This window comes from Pseudomonas sp. WS 5503 (assembly GCF_012985385.1).
GTDB classification, from domain to species: Bacteria; Pseudomonadota; Gammaproteobacteria; order Pseudomonadales; family Pseudomonadaceae; genus Aquipseudomonas; species Aquipseudomonas paracarnis.
In genome coordinates, this window is record NZ_JAAQWI010000008.1 from 251,372 (window position 1) to 273,069 (window position 21,698).

General features: G+C 55.9%; 19 protein-coding genes and 2 pseudogenes. 11 read left to right on the forward strand and 10 right to left on the reverse strand.

The features are described 5' to 3' along the window. Positions 1-28: 28 nt before the first annotated feature. Entirely contained in the window at positions 29-1,675 is a 1,647-nt protein-coding gene (locus HBO10_RS21040; RefSeq protein ID WP_052199953.1) for a hypothetical protein, read from the forward strand. 59 nt (positions 1,676-1,734) lie between these two features. Here HBO10_RS21040 and HBO10_RS21045 read toward each other — a convergent pair whose 3' ends face one another. Together HBO10_RS21045 and HBO10_RS21050 are read right to left on the reverse strand one after the other, a co-directional pair. After that, positions 1,735-2,613: a hypothetical protein gene (locus HBO10_RS21045; protein ID WP_034004180.1), complete on the reverse strand. Its 879-nt coding sequence runs from the start codon at positions 2,611-2,613 to the stop codon at positions 1,735-1,737. Positions 2,614-3,739: 1,126 nt separating this feature from the next. Then, the gene (locus tag HBO10_RS21050; protein WP_152612749.1) at positions 3,740-4,102 is read right to left on the reverse strand and encodes a hypothetical protein; all 363 of its coding nucleotides are present in this window, start codon (positions 4,100-4,102) and stop codon (positions 3,740-3,742) included. Positions 4,103-4,304: 202 nt separating this feature from the next. Here HBO10_RS21050 and HBO10_RS21055 point away from each other — a divergent pair. Both HBO10_RS21055 and HBO10_RS21060 read left to right on the forward strand, forming a co-directional pair. Then, positions 4,305-4,685: pseudogene (locus HBO10_RS21055) on the forward strand (DNA-3-methyladenine glycosylase); the annotation flags it as partial. Positions 4,686-4,841: 156 nt separating this feature from the next. After that, entirely contained in the window at positions 4,842-6,158 is a 1,317-nt protein-coding gene (locus HBO10_RS21060; RefSeq protein ID WP_034126902.1) for a bifunctional DedA family/phosphatase PAP2 family protein, read from the forward strand. On the opposite strand, the gene HBO10_RS21065 is transcribed toward HBO10_RS21060, so the two are convergent. The 4 genes from HBO10_RS21065 to HBO10_RS21080 all read right to left on the reverse strand — a co-directional run bounded on the left by HBO10_RS21065 (position 6,152) and on the right by HBO10_RS21080 (position 8,147). Continuing rightward, positions 6,152-6,367: a hypothetical protein gene (locus tag HBO10_RS21065; RefSeq protein ID WP_034126901.1), complete on the reverse strand. Its 216-nt coding sequence runs from the start codon at positions 6,365-6,367 to the stop codon at positions 6,152-6,154. The genes HBO10_RS21060 and HBO10_RS21065 overlap by 7 nt on opposite strands. Positions 6,368-6,467: 100 nt before the next feature. Next, positions 6,468-7,058: an LON peptidase substrate-binding domain-containing protein gene (locus tag HBO10_RS21070; protein ID WP_034126900.1), complete on the reverse strand. Its 591-nt coding sequence runs from the start codon at positions 7,056-7,058 to the stop codon at positions 6,468-6,470. Positions 7,059-7,080: 22 nt separating this feature from the next. After that, the gene (locus HBO10_RS21075) at positions 7,081-7,797 is read right to left on the reverse strand and encodes an LrgB family protein (protein WP_034126899.1); all 717 of its coding nucleotides are present in this window, start codon (positions 7,795-7,797) and stop codon (positions 7,081-7,083) included. Further along, the gene (locus HBO10_RS21080; RefSeq protein ID WP_034126898.1) at positions 7,794-8,147 is read right to left on the reverse strand and encodes a CidA/LrgA family protein; all 354 of its coding nucleotides are present in this window, start codon (positions 8,145-8,147) and stop codon (positions 7,794-7,796) included. Before HBO10_RS21080 ends, HBO10_RS21075 begins: the two co-directional genes overlap by 4 nt. 183 nt (positions 8,148-8,330) lie before the next feature. Here HBO10_RS21080 and HBO10_RS21085 point away from each other — a divergent pair, with 183 nt between their 5' ends. The 3 genes from HBO10_RS21085 to HBO10_RS21095 all read left to right on the forward strand — a co-directional run bounded on the left by HBO10_RS21085 (position 8,331) and on the right by HBO10_RS21095 (position 11,372). Beyond that, complete coding sequence (locus HBO10_RS21085; RefSeq protein WP_003194496.1) at positions 8,331-8,786, forward strand: MaoC family dehydratase; 456 nt, start codon at positions 8,331-8,333, stop codon at positions 8,784-8,786. Positions 8,787-8,982: 196 nt separating this feature from the next. Further along, positions 8,983-10,701 carry a C13 family peptidase gene (locus HBO10_RS21090; RefSeq protein ID WP_034126897.1) on the forward strand — a complete coding sequence of 573 codons (1,719 nt, stop codon included), beginning with the start codon at positions 8,983-8,985 and terminating at the stop codon, positions 10,699-10,701. Between the two features lie 29 nt (positions 10,702-10,730). Next, positions 10,731-11,372, forward strand: coding sequence for an oxidoreductase (locus tag HBO10_RS21095; RefSeq protein WP_014720096.1), 642 nt, complete (start codon positions 10,731-10,733; stop codon positions 11,370-11,372). 136 nt (positions 11,373-11,508) lie between these two features. On the opposite strand, the gene HBO10_RS21100 is transcribed toward HBO10_RS21095, so the two are convergent. The 4 genes from HBO10_RS21100 to HBO10_RS21115 all read right to left on the reverse strand — a co-directional run bounded on the left by HBO10_RS21100 (position 11,509) and on the right by HBO10_RS21115 (position 15,880). Next, complete coding sequence (locus HBO10_RS21100) at positions 11,509-11,793, reverse strand: YceK/YidQ family lipoprotein (RefSeq protein WP_003194502.1); 285 nt, start codon at positions 11,791-11,793, stop codon at positions 11,509-11,511. Further along, positions 11,786-12,415 (reverse strand): flavin prenyltransferase UbiX, encoded by a 630-nt coding sequence (gene ubiX / locus HBO10_RS21105; RefSeq protein ID WP_032895136.1) that lies wholly within the window; start codon positions 12,413-12,415, stop codon positions 11,786-11,788. The genes HBO10_RS21100 and ubiX overlap by 8 nt, the downstream gene beginning before the upstream one ends. After that, complete coding sequence (mpl, locus tag HBO10_RS21110) at positions 12,412-13,761, reverse strand: UDP-N-acetylmuramate:L-alanyl-gamma-D-glutamyl-meso-diaminopimelate ligase (protein WP_169922104.1); 1,350 nt, start codon at positions 13,759-13,761, stop codon at positions 12,412-12,414. Before mpl ends, ubiX begins: the two co-directional genes overlap by 4 nt. A gap of 208 nt (positions 13,762-13,969) precedes the next feature. Then, positions 13,970-15,880 carry a sigma-54-dependent Fis family transcriptional regulator gene (locus HBO10_RS21115; RefSeq protein WP_034126895.1) on the reverse strand — a complete coding sequence of 637 codons (1,911 nt, stop codon included), beginning with the start codon at positions 15,878-15,880 and terminating at the stop codon, positions 13,970-13,972. Positions 15,881-16,152: 272 nt separating this feature from the next. Here HBO10_RS21115 and HBO10_RS21120 point away from each other — a divergent pair, with 272 nt between their 5' ends. The 5 genes and pseudogenes from HBO10_RS21120 (at position 16,153) to eutC (ending at position 21,670) form a co-directional block, all read left to right on the forward strand. Then, positions 16,153-17,673, forward strand: a complete 1,521-nt coding sequence (locus tag HBO10_RS21120) for an aldehyde dehydrogenase family protein (RefSeq protein ID WP_005791797.1) — start codon at positions 16,153-16,155, stop codon at positions 17,671-17,673. 37 nt (positions 17,674-17,710) lie between these two features. Continuing rightward, positions 17,711-17,800, forward strand: a pseudogene (locus HBO10_RS31410) (outer membrane lipoprotein carrier protein LolA); the annotation flags it as partial. Positions 17,801-17,945: 145 nt separating this feature from the next. Then, positions 17,946-19,379 carry an ethanolamine permease gene (gene eat / locus HBO10_RS21125; RefSeq protein WP_003194515.1) on the forward strand — a complete coding sequence of 478 codons (1,434 nt, stop codon included), beginning with the start codon at positions 17,946-17,948 and terminating at the stop codon, positions 19,377-19,379. Positions 19,380-19,442: 63 nt separating this feature from the next. Next, a complete protein-coding gene (locus HBO10_RS21130) occupies positions 19,443-20,837 on the forward strand; it encodes an ethanolamine ammonia-lyase subunit EutB (RefSeq protein WP_003194516.1) in 1,395 nt (464 codons plus the stop codon). Further along, positions 20,834-21,670, forward strand: coding sequence for an ethanolamine ammonia-lyase subunit EutC (gene eutC, locus HBO10_RS21135; protein ID WP_034126894.1), 837 nt, complete (start codon positions 20,834-20,836; stop codon positions 21,668-21,670). The genes HBO10_RS21130 and eutC overlap by 4 nt, the downstream gene beginning before the upstream one ends. Positions 21,671-21,698 lie beyond the last annotated feature (28 nt).

The window sequence follows — 21,698 nt, forward strand, 5'->3', positions numbered from 1 at the left end:
TACCCGGTGAACATCGATCAGGAGCAAAATGTCCAAAACCAAAAGCATGATCTGGAAAAGATTAAATTTCACCAGTGGTAACCGTGTTAAGAAAACACCCGGTATCAATCAACTTAAATCATCACTTGAACATTCGTTAAGAATTGTTCAAAAAGATGACCTTGAATTTAACAAAGACCTTATTGACAAGAACATTGTTTTTTTCAATAACAAACTTACAAGAATGGATAAGCTTTCGGTTGATGACCGAAAGAAAATATTCAAATCCATATATGACCCACTCACTGAGCAAAAACAAGATAATGGACAATTAGCCGAAGTTAATTGTGAGTTGTCAAAATACGCTTATAAATTAAAAGAACTTATCAAAAAAAATGAAGATGGTGAATTAACATCTTTTCTTCAAGCTTTGCTTCAAAACCCAGAAGTTGTTGATGTTGCCTCTTCAAATGTTATTGATGAAATGAATGTTCAACGCAAGAAACAAAAGGTTTCTTGTGTCAACAAATACATAGAATTAAAAAACAAATCTATCGAATTGAATAAATCGGATGATGATTTCAGTTTGAAAAAAACTGTTATTCAAGAAGCATTTTGGAAGTTTCCATTTAATCAATGTGTGGATTATGTAAAACCCACTGATTATATGAATATAATAAACAACTTTTACAAAGAAAACCTGCCTGATTATCCTGTTAAGTTAATCGTTTTTCATGGTGATGAAATCACCAGTGAACACGATGATAACTTGGGAGTTCACCCACATATATTTATAGATGGGAAAAACAAAAGAACAGGGAAATATGACCTAATCAATGATGAATTTAAAATGGTTAATAATTTTTTGAAAAGCGAGGGAAAACCTGAAATTGAAGGTAGAAGTTTCTCCGACGCTCAGGCCCTAGGCGAAGCCTACCAGAAAATGATTTATGCCTTTGTTAACAAGGAACTTGTTAACAAAGGTTATGATTTTCAAGTTGAGGTATTGCCTGAAACAGAAGATAAAAAAATAAGAAGAAAGTTAATCAATGATGACGCTTCAAAACCCAAGATGTTTAGAACATATAATTCAATAAATAAAAGTATTGAAGAGCTTGAAGCCCTTAGTAAAGAATTAAAACAAAAGGCTGAAGATAAAGCTAGATTAGACAAAGACCTTAAAAGAATTTTAGGTGCTAATCGTATCTATAAAACTGAAAATGAACAACTAAAAACCACCAACGAAGAGCTTGGCTTGAAGATTGATGATGGTAAAAAAGAAGTTAATGCCATTGTTGATAACATTCTTATATTGCAGCAAAACGAAGATAAGCTAGTTTCTTCAATAAGTTCAAAAACTGATGAAATCAACGAGCTTGATATTAAAATCGAAGATAAAAGAACCTATTATGAAAGACTTACAGACGCGTTTTCATCTGTTAAAAACTTCGTTGAGGCTTGTATTAATCGTAGTATCAATTACCAACAGTCAAAACCTAACAAAGCACAACTTGATAAAATAAACGACCAATTAAAGTTAATGCATAAAGAACTTGATTCGCCTGATGGTCAAAAATACATCAATGAGTTTTTAGATGTTCAAGAAGTTGAACTTGAAAAAAATGATATTCCTGTAAAGTTTGAAGGTGGCTTTTTGGGTAAAAAGAAGAACAGATTAGCCAAAATCAAGACGTGATTTTTTATAGCAGATAAATAATAAAAGCCCTATGGGCTTTTTTGTATTGCATGACCTCATTAAAAAGGCAACTCTTCATCGAACTCTTCAAACGATATTTTTTCTTTAGTTTGAATTTCTTCTTTTGGTTCAGGTAATGGCTTCGCTCTTCTTTTTTCAAATTCAATTTCATAGCCAGATAATTCACGACCATCTTTAATGACTTTTACACTTTTCAAATACCCAATATTTATCAGTTCATCATGTGCTTTTTTTATGTATTCATACGCCTTTTTCTTGACAGAAAAATCAGCCTGCAACCTTTGTAGCACTTCGTCAATTTTGAATTTAACACTATCATTAAATCTATTTGTGAAATAGAACATATACAATATTTTTGCATAGTCGCCTTTGATTTCTTTAAATTGGTCAAGTTGGAGATTGAAAATCAAATCAGGGTCATGCTTGTAGAAGTTCTCAAAAAACTTGCTGAAAGTTATCTTTATCTCTTCTCTATTTTCTTCATTTTCTTCAACATGGGTCAATAAATGGCATTTGTATGTTTTAGGGCCGTATGAAAACTTTAAGTAAAAATCAAGCATGTTATCAAGCGACTGCTTTAATTTCTCTATGTAAACCTTCTTGTTGCTAGGGTGAACCTTGTGGAACTTCATAAAGTGGGTAAGGTTAATTGTGAATGACAGTTTTTCGGATTTCATCTTTTTTTGAAGAATGTAATAAAAAACGTCAAAATCAAAGCCTACTGACAAAGGATAGAAACGCATTTCTACATTCTTAAACCCATAAATATTCTCAATTTTTAACGTTGTTCTCTTTCGCTCGCTGTTCTTGACGGATTGAAAGATAGGTAGGTGAAGAATTGACTTTGCAAAAGTCATGTATGTATCTTGTGCATAAATCTTTTTTTTGGTTTCAATCTGGTTGAATATTAGCTGCATAGCGTCTCCTTTTTATTGTTCTACTAATACTATCTAATCATAGTATTTTAATAAGTCAACAGAACAACGCTAGAACTTTTATTTAGCATGATAATGCTACATATTACGCTGGGCCTATTCACATATAACGCTGGACCTATTTACATATTACGCTGGGCCTATCATCATATTACGCTGGGCCTTTATGCATATAACGCTGGGCCTATTAGCCTGATTTTTGGCTTGGAAACAGTAAAAAATAACTACCTTAAATACTCTTAAGGACTCTTAAATACTCTTAAATACTTTTACAATCAAAATCAAAAGCCATGCCCCGTTCGGGGCGAAAAGTCAAAAGCATCTGGGAAAGGCGAACGAAGTTCGCAGATTTGAAGAGCGAAGCGAAGCAAATCATAAAACGAAGTTTTTCCAGTGCTTTACTACCGCGTGTGTGACACTTTGAAAATTATAAACCCCTTGCCCTATTGGGTTGAACTGGGAATAAAGTCAAAAGCATCTGGTAGCTTCGCTTTTAGAAAAGCAACGAAATGCTTTTGAAAATACAACTCACGCAAATGACGTTTTTAAAGGGGGTAAGCGTTTTACGCTACCCTAATATCAATTAACTGAAATCATGGGTCTTATGCTTGTTTTTGTGAGTTGTGTTTTATTTTTAAATCGAGTGGTAGGGTTTGAATATTTTCATTTTTTTGGGTGACCCACCCCCACGTTCGAGAATGAAATTAAACTGGGAGAGATTTTTAGGTTTCTCGATGCTTTTTGTTGAAGTGGTTAGTTGCAAAACTCAATTAAGAAAAAGTTAAATAAGGTTGACCCGTAAATGTGAATAAGGTCGGACTATAAATATATTTTCGATTTGCTATTGACAACGTTTTTTGCCGTATATAAGCCATTAATTGATGGTTAGAAAAATCAAACTATCAATAATTTCATGTAAAGTTATGAAAAAACTTTTAGATTTTTTTTGAAAATAGCATTTTAATGCTTGCAGTGCGAAGATGAGATTTGTGGTTGTAAAAGACTTGTTTTTGATTTAGCACAAATTTCACTTTTGAAAATTTATATGTGCTCAATTTTTATACTTGAACAAGTTCAAGCACAAAAATCGACCTTGCAAGTAAATGTGTTACATCTTGTCTTTTGTAGATAGAACAGAATTTGATAGCTCTGCATGCACGTAATCCCAGACTTCTTTCGAGATTAAACCTCGACTTAAAAAATATTCAGCAGCAAGTAGCAGTCTTGGCGTGATTTGCTTTGCTTCTTGTATTTGGTCATGAACTGCTAATTTTGCACAATATCTAGCCGCAACTTTTATTGCGACCTCTTCATCACTTATCTCATTACGAACCGCTTCACTAACTATGCTTTTATATTCCGAAACCAAAATAAAATTTGGATTTAATTCGCTTTCAATTTTGTAGTCTTTCCGCAGTATATGTTTGACAATATCGTAATGCTTTTGCCTTTTTGTAAAAAAACTAAACATTTCAGTTGCCCTGCACAAAAAAACGAACCGATTCGTTAATTATATTTCACAGCAAAGCATTTTGCCATCACTTCGTGGTCACTTCTTGTTAGCATTTTCTACATCACACAGTTAAATCTAAATGGTAATTATTCTAATGCTTCTTATATGCCGTTATGATTCGAGGGATAAAGAACAGTTAAATCACAGGTAAATCATGGACGTGTTGATCAAATCGGCCTATCCCTGGGTCGACGAAATTTCCGGGGCGGCGAGCCTGGCGCAGATGCTGTTGAACAACCCCAATCCCGACGGCAGCCCACGCCCCTCGCAGAAGCTGTGTGCAGGCCAGACGCTGCTGTGCAAGGCACTGGGCCTGAAAGTGCCGATGTGGGATGCCAAGCGCTTCGATCAGGAACTGCTGTATGTCGAAGACGTGGGCCAGGTGCCCACGCACATTATCCAGACTACGCGCCTGGGCATTCCCACTGGGCGCGATGAGCACTTGATGTACCGTTTCGTCGATGCTGGCTATGCGCCTTATTGCACGCGGAACCCGCTGCGTCGGGGGCAGGTCGAAGGCCGGGATTATTTTTTGATTTAACGCGCGACACATCCCATGTGGGAGCTGGCTTGCCTGCGATAGCGGTGTGTCAGGCAACTTCAATGCTGGCCATGCCGCAGCCATCGCCGGCAAGCCAGCTCCCACAGTTGAATTTCACCGTCTCAAATTCTGTTTTGTATGCATGGAGTGGATTGTATGGGCCAATGGCTCGATAGCATCACCGGCTGGTTGACCCTCAACCCACAATGGCTGGCAGCGGCGGTGTTTATTGTCGCGTGTGTGGAATGCCTGGCGATTGCCGGGTTGATCGTGCCAGGCACGGTATTGCTGTTTGCAATCGCCGCGTTGGCTGGCAGCGGTGCGCTGTCGCTGAGTGAAACCCTGCTGCTGGGCTTCCTCGGCGGCTTATTGGGCGACAGCGTTTCCTATTACCTGGGCCGCCATTTCCATCAGAACATCCGGCGCCTGCCCGGCCTGCGCCAGCATCCTGAATGGATGAACGGCGCAGAAACCTACTTCCACAAGTACGGAATCGCCAGCTTGTTGGTCGGGCGCTTCATCGGCCCATTGCGTCCCATGCTGCCCATGGTCGCCGGCATGTGCGACATGCCCTTCCCGCGCTTTGCCGCTGTGAGCATCATTGCCGCAGCGGGTTGGACCGTGGCCTATCTGCTGCCGGGCTGGGCTGCCGGCGCCGCGTTCCGTCTGCCCTTGCCGGAAGGCTTCTGGCCGGAAGCGGCGATTATCGCGGCGTGTCTCGCGGTGTTGCTGGGGATGAGTTTGAACAGCAGTTGGCGCGGGCATCGGCGCACCACCTTGTGGATTGGTTGCGCCAGCCTAGTGTTGTTGATCGCGCTGTTTATCGGCTACCCCCATCTCAATGACTTCGACCAGGGCCTGAGCGCACTGGTGCAGGAACATCGCAGCCCGTGGCTGGACGAGGTGATGGTGCGGGTCACCCAACTGGGTGAGTTCAAGAAGATGTTTTTCGCCAGCGCCGTGTTCACTGGCCTGTTGCTGTTGGCACGGCAGTGGCGCCACGCTGTATTTGTCGGCGCCACCCTCGCTGGCGCGGCAGTGATTAACACCGGCACCAAGCTGTTTTTCGCCCGTGGCCGCCCGGAAATCCTAACGGACCCGCTGACCAGCTTCAGCATGCCCAGCGGCCATGCCTCCGGGGCCTTTGCCTTCTTCCTGGCGCTCGCGGTATTGGCCGGTCGCGGCCAACCTACGCGGCTGCGCCTGACCTGGATGCTGCTGGGCTGCATTCCCGCGGCGTTCATTGCCTTGTCGCGGGTGTACCTGGGCGCCCATTGGCCCACGGACATCCTGGCCGGCACCTTGCTGGCAATGACCGTATGTGCGTTCAGCCTGACGGCAATCGAGCACCGCAGCCCATTGCCAGCCATGTCGCAAAAAGCCTGGTGGCTGGTGCTGCCCGCCGTGGTGGCCGTGCTCGGTTTCATCGCCTTTACCGGTACGCCCCACGCACTGCTCAGGTACGCCTATTGACCCTTGGCCGGGCCGATCCAGTCCACGGAGGCGCTGCGCCGTTCAGCGTAACGCTCGCGGCGCTCCAGCAGCATCTCATCGGCCATTTCGGCGGCGCGCTCGGTGATGTACTCCGCGCCACGCGTGGCTTCCTGCTGGAGTAATTGCGTGGTCACGCTGACAAAATAAGCGTCCCACGCGACTTGTTCCGAGGGGGTCAGCCGAATCATGGTTATCTCCGATCATTGTTGTGCGATCGGAAAATAGTGCAGGCGGCGCAGTGGAGGCGACCGACCAAAGTCGGAAAGTCCTGTCAGGCAAATCCGAACATCAGGTGAACAGTTCGCCCTGCAATTCATCGAGCAGCAGTTGGATCGCATCCAGGCGTTGCCCTGGGTCGTCCAGTTGCAGCAAGTCAATCTTGTCGGCCTCGCTAAATGGAAGCAGATAGGCCAACTGATTGCTCAGGGCTTGCTGGCCTTCGGCCTGGCCGCCCATGTCCAGCGAGGCCACCATCGGGTGTTCGGCCAAGGCCTCAAGCAACGCCAGCAAGTCGGCGTCCTCTTCGCCCAGCGGCTGGTCCGGCAATTCTTGCAGCCATTGCACATCGGCCACCAGCAACTGGTCTTTCTGCACGCCGGCCTCACGCACGCGGAAACGACGGCCACCTTCGACGCGAATGCCCAGCAGGCCGTTGTCCTGCTGTTTGAAGTCACGAATCAGCGCTTCACAACCGACAAGCGCATAACCGTCAGGGGCCGTGCCCACTTCCGAGCCATCCAGGATGCACACCACACCAAAGCCTTCGCCCTTTTTCATGCAACGGCCGATCATGTCCAGGTAGCGCGCCTCAAATATCTGCAAGTCGAGGGTGCAGCCCGGGAACAGCACAGTGTTGAGGGGGAATAGCGCCAGACTCATAACGGTTTCCTTAAAACCTGGGTTAAACAATGACCGACACCGCCAACGGCAGGAACACCGCCGTGGCCACGCCCATCAAACTCATGGCCAGCGCCGCGAAGGCGCCGCATTCTTCGCTTTCCTGCAGGGCCACCGAGGTGCCGACGGCGTGGGCGGTCATGCCCAGGGCCATGCCGCGCGCTTCGGGGCTACGTACACCCAGGCGCGACAAGAGCGCTGGACCGATCATCGCGCCGACCACCCCAGTGATCAACACAAACACCGCCGCCAAGGCCGCCACGCCGCCGATCTGCTCGGCCACCAGCATGGCAATCGGCGAGGTGACCGACTTGGGCGCCATGGTCATCAGCACCCTGTGCTCGGCCCCGAACCACCATCCCAACGCCACACAAAGGCCGGTGGCCAATACTCCGCCTACCACCAGCGTAGTAAATATCGGCCAGAACAATTGGCGAATCCGTCGCAGGTTCAGATAAAGCGGCACCGCCAGGGCCACGGTCGCAGGCCCCAGCAGGATGCCCATGATCTCGGTGCTCTTGCGGTATTCGGCGTAGCTCAGCCCGCAGGTGAGCAGCACGCCGATCACCAGCAGCATCGACACCAGCACCGGCTGCAGGAAGATCCAGCGGGTTTTCTCGAACCCCGCCAGCACCAGTTGATAGGCACCCAGGGTGATACCGATACCGAACAGCGGGTGATGAATGACCGCCGTCCAGGCGCCCTGCCAGTCGAGGATCATTGGTCCTTCTCCTTGCGCTTGACCATCTGCTGCATCAGCACACCGACAAAGCCCATGGCGATCACCAGCGACAACACCAACGCCCCGACGATGGCCCAGAAATCCGCCCCGATGTCTGTGGCATACACCATCACTCCCACGGCCGGCGGCACCAGCAGCAGCGGCAGGTAACGCAACAGGCTGCCGGCCGCCAGGCTCAGGGGCTCGCCGACTTCACCGCGCCACACCAGAAAGCCCAGCATCAGCAACAAGCCGATGATCGGCCCCGGCAGTACCGGCACCAGCAAATGATTGATCGCGGTGCCGATCAGTTGAAACAGCACCAGCCAGGTCAGGCCACGTAACAGCATCCCGCTCTCCCCCCTCAAAACTCGCGCGCATTATAAGCATGCCCGCCCTATGCTCCGGCATTCGCCAAAAGCATGTTGGGTTGACCAGGCTGATTGCCCATGATGATCTACATTGGTTCTCTGTAACCCATAAAAACGCCCCTTATCAACGGGCACATAAGTGATGAACCAAGGAGAGACGCAATGCCCTATGTACCCGTAGCGCAGCTCAAAGATTACGTCGGCAAGGAGCTGGGACGTTCCGAATGGCTCACCATCGACCAGGCGCGTATCAACCTGTTCGCGGAAGCCACGGGCGATCATCAGTTCATCCACGTCGACCCGGTCAAGGCCGCGCAAACCCCGTTCGGCAGCACCATCGCCCACGGGTTCCTGTCACTGTCGCTGATGCCCAAGCTGATGGAAGACATCCTGATCATGCCCGAAGGCTTGAAAATGGCCGTCAACTACGGCCTGGACAGCGTGCGCTTTATCCAGCCGGTGAAAGTAAACTCCAAGGTGCGGCTGAACGTCACCCTCACTGACGTCACCGAGAAAAAACCGGGCCAATGGCTGTTCAAGGCCACCGCCACCCTGGAAATCGAAGGTCAGGAGAAGCCGGCCTATATTGCCGAGTCGCTGTCACTCTGCTTCGTATGATCGCCACACCCCCACTGTAGGAGCGAGCTTGCTCGCGAAGGTCGTCAGCGATAACGCGTGCTTGCTGAACAAATGCGGCGCCTGTGAGTTTTTCGCGGGCAAGCCCGCTCCTACAGGTGATGGATCCTGCGCATAGACCACTAGGTTCGGCACCCCGGCTACGGCATACTCGGCGCTCAATTATCCGGATCCCGCTATGCGCCCACTCGCTCCCCTTGCCCTTGCCCTGTTGCTCACCGCTTGCGGAGACGGCGAATCGCTGTTGCCGCCCGATGCGCGCCTGCCCGATGGCGGCCGCTACCGTGGCGATGTGGTCAACGGCTTGCTGCAAGGCCAAGGCCGTGTGGATTACCCCAATGGCAGTTGGTACGCCGGCCAGTTCGACAAAGGCCAGTGGCACGGCCAGGGCGAATGGCATGGCAGCAATGGCGAAGTCTATAAAGGTGAATTCAAGCAGGGCCTGTTTGATGGCCAGGGTAGCCTGACCACCTCGGGCAGCAGCTACGTGGGCGGTTTCAAGAACGGCCGACGCAACGGCGAAGGCACCCTCAAAGAAGGGCAGATGACTTATCGCGGCGAATTCCAGGACGACCAGTACTCAGGCCTCGGCCGCCTGGAACTGGCCGACGGCAGTCAGTACCAGGGCCAGTTCGCCCACGGCAAGCCCAATGGCGAAGGCCAGCGCAATGACGACAGCGGCAACCAGTTCAGCGGCCGCTTTGTCGATGGACAACTGGAAGGCAATGGCACTTTCAATAGCGCCGAAGGCGATATCTATGTCGGCCAATTCAAGCAGAACCAGCTCAACGGTAAAGGCCGCTACGAGAACGCCGACGGTGATGTGTGGATCGGCCAGTTCAAGGAAGGCGCGCTGACCGGCAAAGGCGAATTGATCGGGGTCGATGGCAGCCACTATGTCGGCCAGTTCAGTGACTGGCGCTTTACCGGCGAAGGGCGCCTGAACCTCACAGATGGCAGTTTCTATATCGGTGGCTTCGACAGCGACAACTATCAAGGCCATGGCACCCTGGTACTCACCGACGGCACCGTGCAGTCCGGCACCTGGGTCAACGGCCTGCGCGTGCGCGACGCCGAGGGCAAGCTGCTGCCCGACCCTCTGGAGACCGGCATACTGGCTCAAGGCCGCTTGCTTGATGACGCCCTGGCGACAGTGCCCGCGTCCACTCCGGCCGTGGAGCTATACACCTTGGTGCTGGCCGGCGACGGCAAACAAAGCGTGTTCCTGCGCGAGGCCGATTACGTCAGCAACCTGCTCGCCACCCGCTTCGGCGCGCGCGGGCAGGTGCGCCTGGTCAACCACCGCGACCATATCGCCGACCGCCCCCTGGCCACCCGCGAAAGCCTGCGCCGCTCGGTGCAAACCCTGGCCGAACGGACCGGACCGGAAGACCTGGTGTTCATTTACATGACCAGCCATGGCACCCATGAGCATGAGCTGGTGCTCGACCAACCGCGCATGGAACTGGCCGACCTGCCCGCCGACGAGCTGGCCGCCGTGCTCGCACCGCTGAAAAACCGCGACAAGGTCATCGTGATCTCCGCGTGTTACTCCGGCGGTTTCATACCGGCGCTCAAAGATGAGCGCACCCTGATCATGACCGCCTCCCGTGCAGACCGCGTGTCATTCGGCTGCTCGGAAGAAGCAGACTTCACCTACTTCGGTGATGCCCTTTTCGCACAAGCTTTCAACCAGACGGATGATTTGCAACACGCCTTCAAACTGGCGCAACTGCACGTGGCCGAACGCGAACAGGCGGACAACTTCGAAGCCTCCGAACCGCAGATCTGGGCCCCTAAAGGCGTGATCGCCCATTGGCAATTATTACGTAAACAGCAGGCACGAAAGGCGCTCGAAAGCGTCTCAATGAATAGCAAGGAAGCCAAAGGCAACTAAGCTGTAACGTGTAACAAGGGGGAAACACCATGTACCTGACACCGCAGCATATCTTGCTGGCCGGGGCTTCCGGCCTCACTGGCGAACACCTGCTCGACCGCCTGCTCAACGAACCCACCGTGACCCGCGTGCTGGCACCCAGCCGCAAACCATTGGCTGAACATCCACGCCTGGAAAACCCGGTGGGCGACCCGGCGGTGTTCCTGCCGCAACTGAGCGGCCGCGTGGATATTGCCTTCTGCTGCCTGGGCACCACGATCAAAAAGGCCGGCTCGGAAGCGGCGTTCCGTGCGGTCGACCTGGATATGGTGGTGGCCTTCGCCAAGCGCGCACGGGAACTGGGCGCGCGGCATCTGATCGTGATCAGTGCGATTGGCGCCGACCCGAAATCCTCGGTGTTCTACAACCGGGTCAAGGGGGAAATGGAACTGGCGCTGAGAGCGCAAGACTGGCCGCAGTTGACCATCGTACGTCCCTCGCTGCTGCTGGGTGAGCGACTGGAACCGCGCCTGGCCGAACAGTTGGCCGGCCCGCTGTCACGGCTTATCCCGGGCAAGTACCACGGTATTGAAGTCTGCGAACTGGCCCGCGCCATGTGGCGCCTGGCGCTGGAAGAACAGGATGGCGTGCGGGTGGTGGAATCGGACGAGTTGCGCAAGCTCGGTAAGTAATGGTGCAGCGCTTGTACTGATCGCTCCCACGCTCTGCGTGGGAGCGCCGGTTATGACGCTCTGCGTCATGCTTGGGACGCGGAGCGTGGGAACGATCCATCACAGCGTGGGAACGATCCACCGATCCACATCCTATCTACAGCCCGCCCGTGGCGTTGAAGCCCACACCCAGCACCGTCAACACCGACAGTGGCAACAATAAGGTATCGAGCAACGCGCTGGCCGGCAGGTCGAGATGGGGATAGCTCGGGGCCTCGGCACCAAAGCGGTCTTTGGCGCAGCAGCCGCCATTGATCGCGTACAGATCCAGGCGTGTGCCGGCATACACCACCGGGGCGCCCGGTTGCGCGGCATCCAGAGTACGCGCTGTGGCACAGCCGGTGAGTTGCAGCGCCATCAACAGCAGCAGTGCTTTATTCATCGCCGCCCAGATGGTGCTCGCCCCAACGTGGCAGCATGTCCTGGGGAATGTTCAACAGGTTGAGAATGCGCGCCACCACAAAGTCCACCAGGTCATCGATGGTCTGTGGCTGGTGATAGAAGCCTGGCGACGCGGGCAGGATGGTCACGCCCATGTTCGACAACTTGAGCATGTGCTCCAGGTGAATGCTCGAATACGGCGCTTCGCGCGGCACCAGGATCAATTGGCGGCGCTCCTTTAAGGTCACGTCCGCCGCCCGTTCGATCAGGTTGTTGCAGGCGCCCGTGGCAATCGCCGACAAGGTGCCGGTGGAACACGGCACCACCACCATCGCCGCTGGCGCACCGGAGCCTGAGGCTACCGGCGACATCCAGTCCTCTTTGCCGTAAACCTTGATCTGCCCCGCCGCTGCGCCGGTGTACTCGGTGAGGAATGCCTGCATCATCTGCACCTTGGAAGGCAGCGCGACATCGGTCTCAGTCGCCAGCACCAATTGCGCCGCCTTGGAGATCAGAAAATGCACCTCACGGTCTTCACGCACCAGGCAGTCGAGCAGGCGTAGGCCATAGGGCGCACCGGATGCGCCGGTCATCGCCAGGGTGATGCGTTCCGGCCCGCTCATTTCAGTGCCTCGGCCAGCTTGCCGTGCAGGCCGCCAAAGCCGCCGTTGCTCATGACCACCACGTGGGTGCCGGGCTGGGCCAAGGATTTCACATGCTCAATGATGTCTTCCAACGAAACGCAGACTGTGGAGGGCACGGTGCATAGCGCAGCAATCGCGGGCAAATCCCAGCCGAGGTTGGCCGGCGCATACCACACCACCTGGTCGGCATCGTTGACGCTCTCGGGCAGGCCATCACGGTGCGCGCCCAGCTTCATGGAGTTGGAACGCGGCTCGACGATGGCAATGATCTGCGCATCGCCGACGCGCTTGCGCAGGCCATCCAGGGTGGTGGCAATTGCGGTCGGGTGGTGGGCAAAGTCGTCGTAGATGGTAATTCCATTTACTTCAGCGACTTTCTCCATGCGCCGCTTCACACTCTTGAACGCGCTCAAGGCGGCAATGCCCATGGCTGGTACCACGCCAACATGCCGAGCGGCAGCCAGGCTCACCAAAGCGTTGGCCACGTTGTGTTGGCCGGTCATGCCCCAATCGACGATGCCTTGGGGTTGGCCTTCGAACAGCACTTCAAACCGCGAACCGTCTTCGCTGAGCAACCTCGCCTGCCACTGCCCGTCCGCGCCGGTAGTTTGCACCGGGGTCCAGCAGCCCATGTCGATCACACGCTGCAACGCAGGCTCGGTGGTGGGATGAATGACAAGGCCCTCACTTGGGATAGTGCGCACCAAGTGGTGGAACTGGCGCTCAATCGCCGGCAGATCGGGGAAGATATCCGCGTGATCGAACTCAAGGTTATTCAGGATCGCTGTGCGTGGGCGGTAATGGACGAACTTGGAGCGCTTGTCGAAAAAGGCGCTGTCGTATTCATCGGCCTCGATCACAAAAAACGGCGTCTCCCCAAGGCGCGCCGATACCGAGAAGTTCTGCGGCACACCGCCAATCAGGAAACCCGGGCTCATGCCTGCATGCTCCAGCACCCAGGCGAGCATGCTGCTGGTGGTGGTCTTGCCGTGAGTGCCCGCCACTGCCAGGACCCAACGGCCCTGCAGCACATGGTCCGCCAGCCACTGGGGGCCGGAGACGTAAGGCAAGCCTTTGTTCAGTACGTATTCCACCGCCGGGTTGCCGCGAGACATGGCGTTGCCGATGACGACCAGGTCCGGCACCGGGTCGAATTGCGAAGGGTCGTAACCTTGGGTCAGCTCAATCCCTTGCGCCTGTAGCTGCGTGCTCATGGGTGGATAAACATTGGCATCGGAGCCTGTTACGTGATGGCCCAGCTCTTTGGCCAGAACCGCCATCGAACCCATGAACGTACCGCAGATACCCAGAATATGAATGTGCATAGTCGACCTCGTAAACATCGAGGCAGGTTAGCGTAGGGTGGGAAAGTTCGCACGCTTTAGCTGAGCACGAAACGCTCGCCGGTAGGATCCGGCACAAGGGAGGCCTTGAACCGCGCTGCCGGCGTTTTTAAGCTCAGCGTCTTTCAAGGTAGCGCGTGAGACAAAAAACGAGCAGTTCGCAATAACCAGGTTACTCCGACAGCGCCCCTTACTGCATGGCGTCCCGTGAAATGCCATGTTTGCGTAACTTGCGGTACAGCGTATTGCGACTGACCCCCAACTGTTCAGCCACATGGCTCATATGCCAGCGCTGCTGCGCCAACGCGTTGAGCAATGCCTGGCGCTCGGCGTTTTCCAGCGGCGAGACGCATGGCGCATCCACCCTCGCCCCTTGCGGCTGCGCTTGGCGAATCAGTGCCGGCAAGTCTTCAAGACCGACTCGCCCGCCCTCACAGAGCGCCACTACCGTGCGCAACACCGTACGCAACTGCCGCAGGTTGCCGGGCCAGTGGAATGCCAACAGAGCCTGGCGCGCAGGCTCGTCCAGCATCACCTGCTCGGTGCCCGCTTCCTGGGCCAGGAGGAAGTCCAACAGTTGCGACTTGTCACTGCGTTCGCGCAACGGCGGCAGGGCCACTTCCAAGCCGTTCAAGCGGTAATACAGGTCTTCGCGAAAGCTGCCATCGGCCACGCGCTCCAGCAAATTACGGTGCGTGGCGCTGATGATGCGCACGTTCACCGCTTGAGGTTCGCCGCCGATAGGCACCACCAGGCGATCCTCCAGCACCCGTAACAGGCGGGTTTGCAACGCCAGGGGCATGTCGCCGATTTCGTCGAGAAACAGCGTGCCGCCGTCGGCCTGTTGCAGTTTGCCGCGCATGCCTTCTTTAAGGGCGCCGGTGAAACTGCCGGCGCGATAGCCAAACAGTTCGCTCTCGATCAGGTTTTCTGGAATCGCCGCACAGTTCAGCGCAACAAAGGCCTTATCGCTCCGCTGGCTGCCCTGGTGCACAGCCTTGGCGAAGGCTTCTTTACCGCAGCCGGTTTCGCCGTTGATCAGCAAGGGCACGTCGCGCTCGAACACTCGCGAGGCCTTGCGTAGCTCATTTTGCAACGCCGGGTCGCCCACGCAGATACCCAAAGGCCGTGGCGCCTGCGGCTTGATGATGGGTACAGGCACACTGCGCGGCTGGCCTCGCAGCGCTGCAAACAAAGGCCGGCCATCGCGGGTGCGCAGCGGCCAACTGGCCGTGGCATTCGCGCTGGCCCGCCCCAGTAACTGATCCAGGGAGCAGTCGAAAAATGCCTCCACCGACTGGCCCACCAAGCCGCCGCGTAGCTGCCCCAACAGGTTCAGAGCGCTCTGGTTGACCGCACAAATGCGCCCTTCGCCATCAAACGCCAGCAAGCCTTCGCTGAACAACCCGACCGACTCGGCCTGCAGGTGGAAACGCAACAGCCAGTGGTGTTCGAAGTGGCGCAGGAAATAGCAACTTTCGATCATCTTGGCCGACAGGTTCACCAGCGCCATGGTGTGGAACTGGCTCTGGCGCGACACGGCTTCGCGGGCCGAGGACACATCCAGCACCGCCAGCAATTCACCATGAGGGTCGAACACCGGGCTGGCCGAACAGGTCAGCCCGGTATGACGGCCGCGAAAATGCTCGTCACGGTGGATCGTCAACGACTGCCGCTCCACCAGGCAGGTGCCGATGCCGTTGGTGCCTTCGCAGGCTTCGCTCCAGTCAGCGCCCAGCCATAAGCCGGCGCGCTCGAAGATCTTGCGCTCGGACGGCGCGGTGACACAGTTGAGGATCACCCCACGCGCATCGGTGAGCAGCACCGCATGACCGGCGCCGGAGAGTTGCTGGTGCAGGCTGTTCATTTCGCTACCGGCGATGTGCAGCACTTGGCGCAGGCGCTCGCGACTTTCCAGCAAGCGCCCGTGCTCGAGCACGGTGGGCGCGATGGTCAGCGCCGGGTCGAGGTGGTAATCCTCCACGCAGCGCAGCCAGGAACGGGCGATGGACGGGTCGCTGCCAGGCCCTTGGGAAAGCTCTTGGCCACGGGTGACGGTCAAGACTTGCTGGGCATGGCGACTGAAATGATCGTTATGCATGTTCTTATTATTCTCCCTGCGTGAGAACGCCCAGCATCCCCCAGCCATCCGGCCATTGCAATCCCGGCCCGACCCACCGGTCACAGGCTGTATCGTTTATGGCACAAACTGTCACCTTGCCTGTATCACTCCCGTCACGGCAAAGCCTTGCAACAAAGCCCAACCTCTTGATTCTGCTGGCCCGCACGGCGATGGCCCGACCTTTGCTCTACGCTTTATAACGCGCTCGCAGCGCTGTACTCCGATAAACATAAAAGCAGGAGATGCCCACCATGCGTTATGCACACCCCGGTACCGAAGGCGCCATCGTTTCGTTCAAGGCCAAATACGGCAACTACATCGGCGGCGAATTCGTGGCGCCGGTCGATGGCAACTACTTCTCCAACACCTCGCCGGTCAACGGCAAGCCCATCGCCGACTTCCCGCGCTCCACTGCCAAAGACATCGACAAAGCACTGGACGCCGCCCACGCAGCCGCAGACGCCTGGGGCAAAACCAGCGCCCAGGACCGCTCGCTGGTACTGCTGAAAATCGCCGACCGCATCGAGCAAAACCTCGAACTGCTGGCCATCACCGAAACCTGGGACAACGGCAAGGCCGTGCGCGAAACCCTCAACGCCGACATTCCTCTGGCCGCCGACCACTTCCGCTACTTCGCTGGCTGCATCCGCGCCCAGGAAGGCAGCAGCGCGGAAATCAACGAACTCACCGCCGCCTACCACTTCCACGAACCGCTGGGTGTGGTTGGTCAGATCATCCCGTGGAACTTCCCACTGCTGATGGCCGCGTGGAAACTCGCACCGGCCCTGGCCGCCGGTAACTGCGTGGTGCTCAAGCCAGCCGAGCAAACGCCGCTGGGCATCAGCGTGCTGATGGAGCTGATCGGCGACTTGCTGCCACCGGGCGTGCTGAACGTGGTGCACGGTTTCGGCAAGGAAGCTGGCGAAGCCCTTGCCACCAGCAAGCGCATCGCCAAGATCGCCTTTACCGGTTCAACGCCTGTGGGCTCGCACATCATGCATGCCGCGGCCGAGAACATCATTCCGTCCACGGTCGAGCTGGGCGGCAAGTCGCCGAACATCTTCTTCGCCGACATCATGAAAGCGGAACCTGCATTTATCGAAAAAGCCGCCGAAGGCCTGGTGCTGGCGTTCTTCAACCAGGGCGAAGTGTGCACCTGCCCTTCCCGCGCTCTGGTAGAAGAGTCGATCTACGATGACTTCATGAAAGTGGTGATGAAGAAGGTCGAGTCGATCAAGCGTGGTGACCCGCTGGACACCGACACCATGGTCGGCGCCCAGGCGTCCGAGCAGCAGTTCGACAAGATCCTGTCCTACCTGGAAATCGCCAAGGGCGAAGGCGCGCAATTGCTCACCGGCGGCAAGGTCGAGAAGCTCACGGGCGACCTGGCCACCGGTTATTACATCCAGCCGACCCTGCTCAAGGGCACCAACGACATGCGCGTGTTCCAGGAAGAAATCTTCGGCCCGGTGGTAAGCATCACCACTTTCAAGGATGAAGCCGAAGCCCTGGCGATTGCCAACGACACCGAGTTCGGCCTGGGCGCCGGCCTGTGGACCCGCGACATCAACCGCGCCTACCGCATGGGCCGGGCGATCAAGGCCGGCCGCGTGTGGACCAACTGCTACCACCTGTACCCGGCGCATGCCGCGTTTGGCGGTTACAAGAAGTCTGGCGTGGGCCGTGAAACCCACAAGATGATGTTGGATCACTACCAGCAGACCAAGAACTTGCTGGTGAGCTACGACATTAATCCGTTGGGCTTTTTCTAACCCCACTGAAGCAACAACCGTCACTGTAGGAGCGAGCTTGCTCGCGAAGAACGTTAACGATAACGCGAGCAGCCTGACTCCCCGAGGCGCTCGCAAGTTTTTCGCGAGCAAGCTCGCTCCTACATTAGCGGCGTGTATCAGCCAAATAAGGGGTAGCTGACAGGCCGCTATCGCAGGCAAGCCAGCTCCCACATTTGATATCACAAGCAATTGCTACCTCGTTCGGCACACAGACGCCGAGTCAAAAACAATAAGAATGGAAGGTACTTCCCATGCCTAGCGAACCCACTGGTTCTTCTGTCGACTTCGAAAAAGTCGGCACCGATTATTTTCAACAACGCGAACTGAAAAAAGGCGCCGCCGGCTGGGTACTACTGGTTGGCCTTGGCGTCGCCTATGTTATTTCCGGCGATTACGCCGGCTGGAACTTCGGCCTGGCCCAAGGCGGCTGGGGCGGCATGTTCCTCGCCACTTTGCTGATGGCCACCATGTACCTGTGCATGTGCTTTTCCCTGGCCGAGCTGTCCTCCATGATCCCCACTGCTGGCGGTGGCTACGGTTTTGCCCGCAGCGCATTCGGCCCTTGGGGCGGGTTCCTCACGGGTACTGCCATCCTTATCGAATACGCCATCGCCCCCGCCGCCATCGCAGTGTTTATCGGCGCCTATTGCGAGTCGTTGTTCGGCATTGGCGGCTGGATGATCTACCTGGCGTTCTACATCATCTTTATCGGCATCCACATCTTTGGTGTGGGCGAAGCCTTGAAGCTGATGTTCGTGATCACCGCTGTCGCCGCGATTGCACTGGGCGTGTTCCTGGTGTCGATGGTGCCGCACTTCAACGTCGCCAACCTGTTGGATATACCCGTGACCGAGGCCAAGGGCGCCAGCAGCTTCCTGCCGTTCGGCTACGTCGGCGTGTGGGCTGCGATCCCTTATGCCATCTGGTTTTTCCTGGCGGTGGAAGGCGTGCCGCTGGCCGCTGAAGAAACCAAGAACCCCAAGCGCGACCTCCCTCGCGGGCTGATCGGCGCGATTGTGGTGCTGACCAGTTTTGCCCTGTTGATCCTGGTGATCGCGCCGGGCGGTGCGGGGACTTACGCGCTGATCAAATCCGGCAACCCGCTGGTTGAAGCCTTGGCGTTGTCCTACGGCGGTTCCACCTGGATGGGCAGCTTCGTCAACCTGGTCGGCCTGGCCGGTTTGATCGCGAGCTTTTTCTCGATTATCTACGCCTATTCGCGACAGATCTTTGCCTTGTCCCGTGCCGGTTACTTGCCGCGCAAATTGTCCGAGACCAACAAGAGCAAGGCGCCAGTTTTGGCACTGGTGATCCCCGGGATTATCGGCTTTGGCCTGTCGCTGACCGGCCAGGGTGACTTGCTGATCCTGGTGGCGGTGTTTGGCGCCACCATTTCCTACGTATTGATGATGGCCGCCCACATCACCCTGCGCATCCGTCGCCCTAAAATGGAGCGGCCATACCGCACGCCGGGTGGCATCTTCACTTCGGGCGTGGCGCTGGTGCTGGCTTGCGTGGCCGTGGTGGCTGGCTTTCTGGTGGACCCGCGTGTGGTGATTGGCGCGGCGATCATCTATGGAGTATTAATTGCTTACTTTGCTTTCTACAGCCGGCATCACTTGGTAGCAGGCACGCCGGAAGAGGAGTTCGCGGCGATCCAGGCCGCAGAGGCCGCTCTGCACTAACTGCCGAAAACCTCGACGCGGCGCCTTGCCCACAGCAGGCCCGCGTCATCAAGGAGACACTGTATGGCAAGCTTTTCCCACGCGGTGGGCGCTCAAACCTACCGCTTCGACAGCCTCAAGGACGTGATGGCCAAGGCCAGCCCCGCACGCTCCGGTGACTTCCTCGCCGGTGTCGCTGCCCAGAATGACGGTGAGCGTGTGGCGGCGCAGATGGCGCTGGCGAATATCCCGCTCAAGCACTTCCTGCAAGAAGCACTGATTCCTTATGAAAGCGATGAAGTCACCCGGCTGATCATCGACACCCACGATAAACAGGCGTTTGCAGCGGTCAGCCACCTCACTGTCGGCGGCCTGCGCGACTGGCTGCTCAGCGACGCGGCCGATGAACAGGCCCTACGCGCATTGGCGCCAGGGCTGACACCGGAAATGGCCGCGGCCGTGTCCAAGATCATGCGCGTGCAAGACCTGGTGCTGGTGGCGCAGAAGATCCGCGTGGTCACCCAGTTTCGCGGCACTCTGGGCCTGCGCGGGCGCTTGTCCACGCGCTTGCAGCCCAACCACCCCACCGACGAACCGGCCGGCATCGCCGCGAGCATTCTCGACGGCCTGCTGTACGGCAACGGCGACGCCATGATCGGCATCAACCCGGCCACCGACAGCATCGCCTCGATCTGCGCCATGCTGGAGATGCTGGACGCGATCATCCAGCGCTACGAAATCCCCACCCAGGCCTGCGTGCTCACCCACGTCACCACCTCCATCGAAGCGATCAACCGCGGCGTACCACTGGACCTGGTGTTTCAGTCAATTGCCGGTACCGAAGCGGCCAATGCCAGTTTCGGGATCAACCTGAACGTGCTGCAGGAAGGTTACGACGCCGGCTTGAGCCTCAAGCGCGGCACCCTGGGCCAGAACCTGATGTACTTCGAAACCGGTCAGGGCAGCGCCTTGTCGGCCAATGCGCACTTTGGCGTCGACCAGCAAACCTGTGAAACCCGTGCCTACGCCGTGGCGCGGCACTTCAAGCCGTTTCTGGTGAACACCGTGGTCGGTTTTATCGGCCCGGAGTACCTGTACAACGGCAAGCAGATTATCCGCGCCGGCCTGGAAGACCACTTCTGCGGCAAACTGCTCGGCGTGCCCATGGGTTGCGATATCTGCTACACCAACCACGCCGAAGCCGACCAGGACGACATGGACACCCTGCTGACCCTGCTCGGTGTGGCCGGCATCAACTTCATCATGGGCATCCCCGGCTCCGACGACATCATGCTCAACTACCAGACCACCTCGTTCCACGACGCTCTGTACGCGCGGCAAACATTGGGTTTAAAACCGGCGCCGGAGTTCGAGCAGTGGCTGGCGAAAATGGGCATCTTCACGCAGGCCGATGGCAAGGTGCACTTTGGCAACAGCCTGCCACCGGCCTTTCGTCACGCCTTGGCGCAATTGGGATGAAGGAGCCGACTGTGCAACCAGAATTGCCTGACAACCCGTGGCTGGAACTGCGCCGCCTGACCCCGGCGCGTATTGCCCTGGGCCGCACCGGCACCAGCCTTCCCACCAGCGCCCAACTGGACTTCCAGTTTGCCCACGCCCAGGCGCGGGACGCGGTGCACCTGCCCTTCGATCACGCCGGGCTCAGCCACCAACTGGCCGAACGTGGCCGAGACAGCCTGTTGTTGCACAGCGCCGCCACGGACCGGCACATCTACCTGCAACGCCCGGACCTTGGGCGACGCCTGAGCGATGAGTCGGCGCAAACGCTGCGCGATTACGCCCTGGCCCAACCCGGTGGCGTGGACTTGGCCATCGTGGTGGCCGATGGCCTGTCGGCACTGGCCGTGCATAAACATACAGCGCCGTTTCTGGCACGCCTGGAAGAACAGACCCACGCCGAAGGCTGGTCCTTGTCACCGGTGATTCTGGTGGAGCAAGGCCGCGTGGCGGTGGCCGATGAAATCGGGCAGCTACTGGGCGCCAAGATGGTGGTGATCCTGATCGGCGAACGACCGGGGCTCAGCTCGCCGGACAGCCTGGGCCTGTATTTCACCTACAACCCCAAGGTCGGCCTCACCGATGCCTATCGCAACTGCATCTCCAATGTGCGGCTGGAGGGCTTGAGTTATGGCATGGCGGCCCATCGCCTGCTGTACTTGATGCGAGAGGCGTGTCGCCGGCAGTTGTCGGGGGTCAATCTCAAGGATGAGGCACAGGTTCAGACCCTCGAATCCGACGACCCGGACCTGATGAAGGGCAATTTCCTGCTCAGCCCGGCGGATGACCGATAGCGGCACGATTGCGCTTTTTGGCGTCATT

Excerpts from the sequence above, each read along its gene's own strand:
- HBO10_RS21040 (WP_052199953.1), top strand. The coding sequence starts at position 29 with ATGTCCAAAACCAAAAGCATGATCTGGAAAAGATTAAATTTCACCAGT.
- HBO10_RS21045 (WP_034004180.1), bottom strand. The coding sequence starts at position 2,613 with ATGCAGCTAATATTCAACCAGATTGAAACCAAAAAAAAGATTTATGCA.
- HBO10_RS21050 (WP_152612749.1), bottom strand. The coding sequence starts at position 4,102 with ATGTTTAGTTTTTTTACAAAAAGGCAAAAGCATTACGATATTGTCAAA.
- HBO10_RS21060 (WP_034126902.1), top strand. The coding sequence starts at position 4,842 with ATGGGCCAATGGCTCGATAGCATCACCGGCTGGTTGACCCTCAACCCA.
- HBO10_RS21065 (WP_034126901.1), bottom strand. The coding sequence starts at position 6,367 with ATGATTCGGCTGACCCCCTCGGAACAAGTCGCGTGGGACGCTTATTTT.
- HBO10_RS21070 (WP_034126900.1), bottom strand. The coding sequence starts at position 7,058 with ATGAGTCTGGCGCTATTCCCCCTCAACACTGTGCTGTTCCCGGGCTGC.
- HBO10_RS21075 (WP_034126899.1), bottom strand. The coding sequence starts at position 7,797 with ATGATCCTCGACTGGCAGGGCGCCTGGACGGCGGTCATTCATCACCCG.
- HBO10_RS21080 (WP_034126898.1), bottom strand. The coding sequence starts at position 8,147 with ATGCTGTTACGTGGCCTGACCTGGCTGGTGCTGTTTCAACTGATCGGC.
- HBO10_RS21085 (WP_003194496.1), top strand. The coding sequence starts at position 8,331 with ATGCCCTATGTACCCGTAGCGCAGCTCAAAGATTACGTCGGCAAGGAG.
- HBO10_RS21090 (WP_034126897.1), top strand. The coding sequence starts at position 8,983 with ATGCGCCCACTCGCTCCCCTTGCCCTTGCCCTGTTGCTCACCGCTTGC.
- HBO10_RS21095 (WP_014720096.1), top strand. The coding sequence starts at position 10,731 with ATGTACCTGACACCGCAGCATATCTTGCTGGCCGGGGCTTCCGGCCTC.
- HBO10_RS21100 (WP_003194502.1), bottom strand. The coding sequence starts at position 11,793 with ATGAATAAAGCACTGCTGCTGTTGATGGCGCTGCAACTCACCGGCTGT.
- ubiX (WP_032895136.1), bottom strand. The coding sequence starts at position 12,415 with ATGAGCGGGCCGGAACGCATCACCCTGGCGATGACCGGCGCATCCGGT.
- mpl (WP_169922104.1), bottom strand. The coding sequence starts at position 13,761 with ATGCACATTCATATTCTGGGTATCTGCGGTACGTTCATGGGTTCGATG.
- HBO10_RS21115 (WP_034126895.1), bottom strand. The coding sequence starts at position 15,880 with ATGCATAACGATCATTTCAGTCGCCATGCCCAGCAAGTCTTGACCGTC.
- HBO10_RS21120 (WP_005791797.1), top strand. The coding sequence starts at position 16,153 with ATGCGTTATGCACACCCCGGTACCGAAGGCGCCATCGTTTCGTTCAAG.
- eat (WP_003194515.1), top strand. The coding sequence starts at position 17,946 with ATGCCTAGCGAACCCACTGGTTCTTCTGTCGACTTCGAAAAAGTCGGC.
- HBO10_RS21130 (WP_003194516.1), top strand. The coding sequence starts at position 19,443 with ATGGCAAGCTTTTCCCACGCGGTGGGCGCTCAAACCTACCGCTTCGAC.
- eutC (WP_034126894.1), top strand. The coding sequence starts at position 20,834 with ATGAAGGAGCCGACTGTGCAACCAGAATTGCCTGACAACCCGTGGCTG.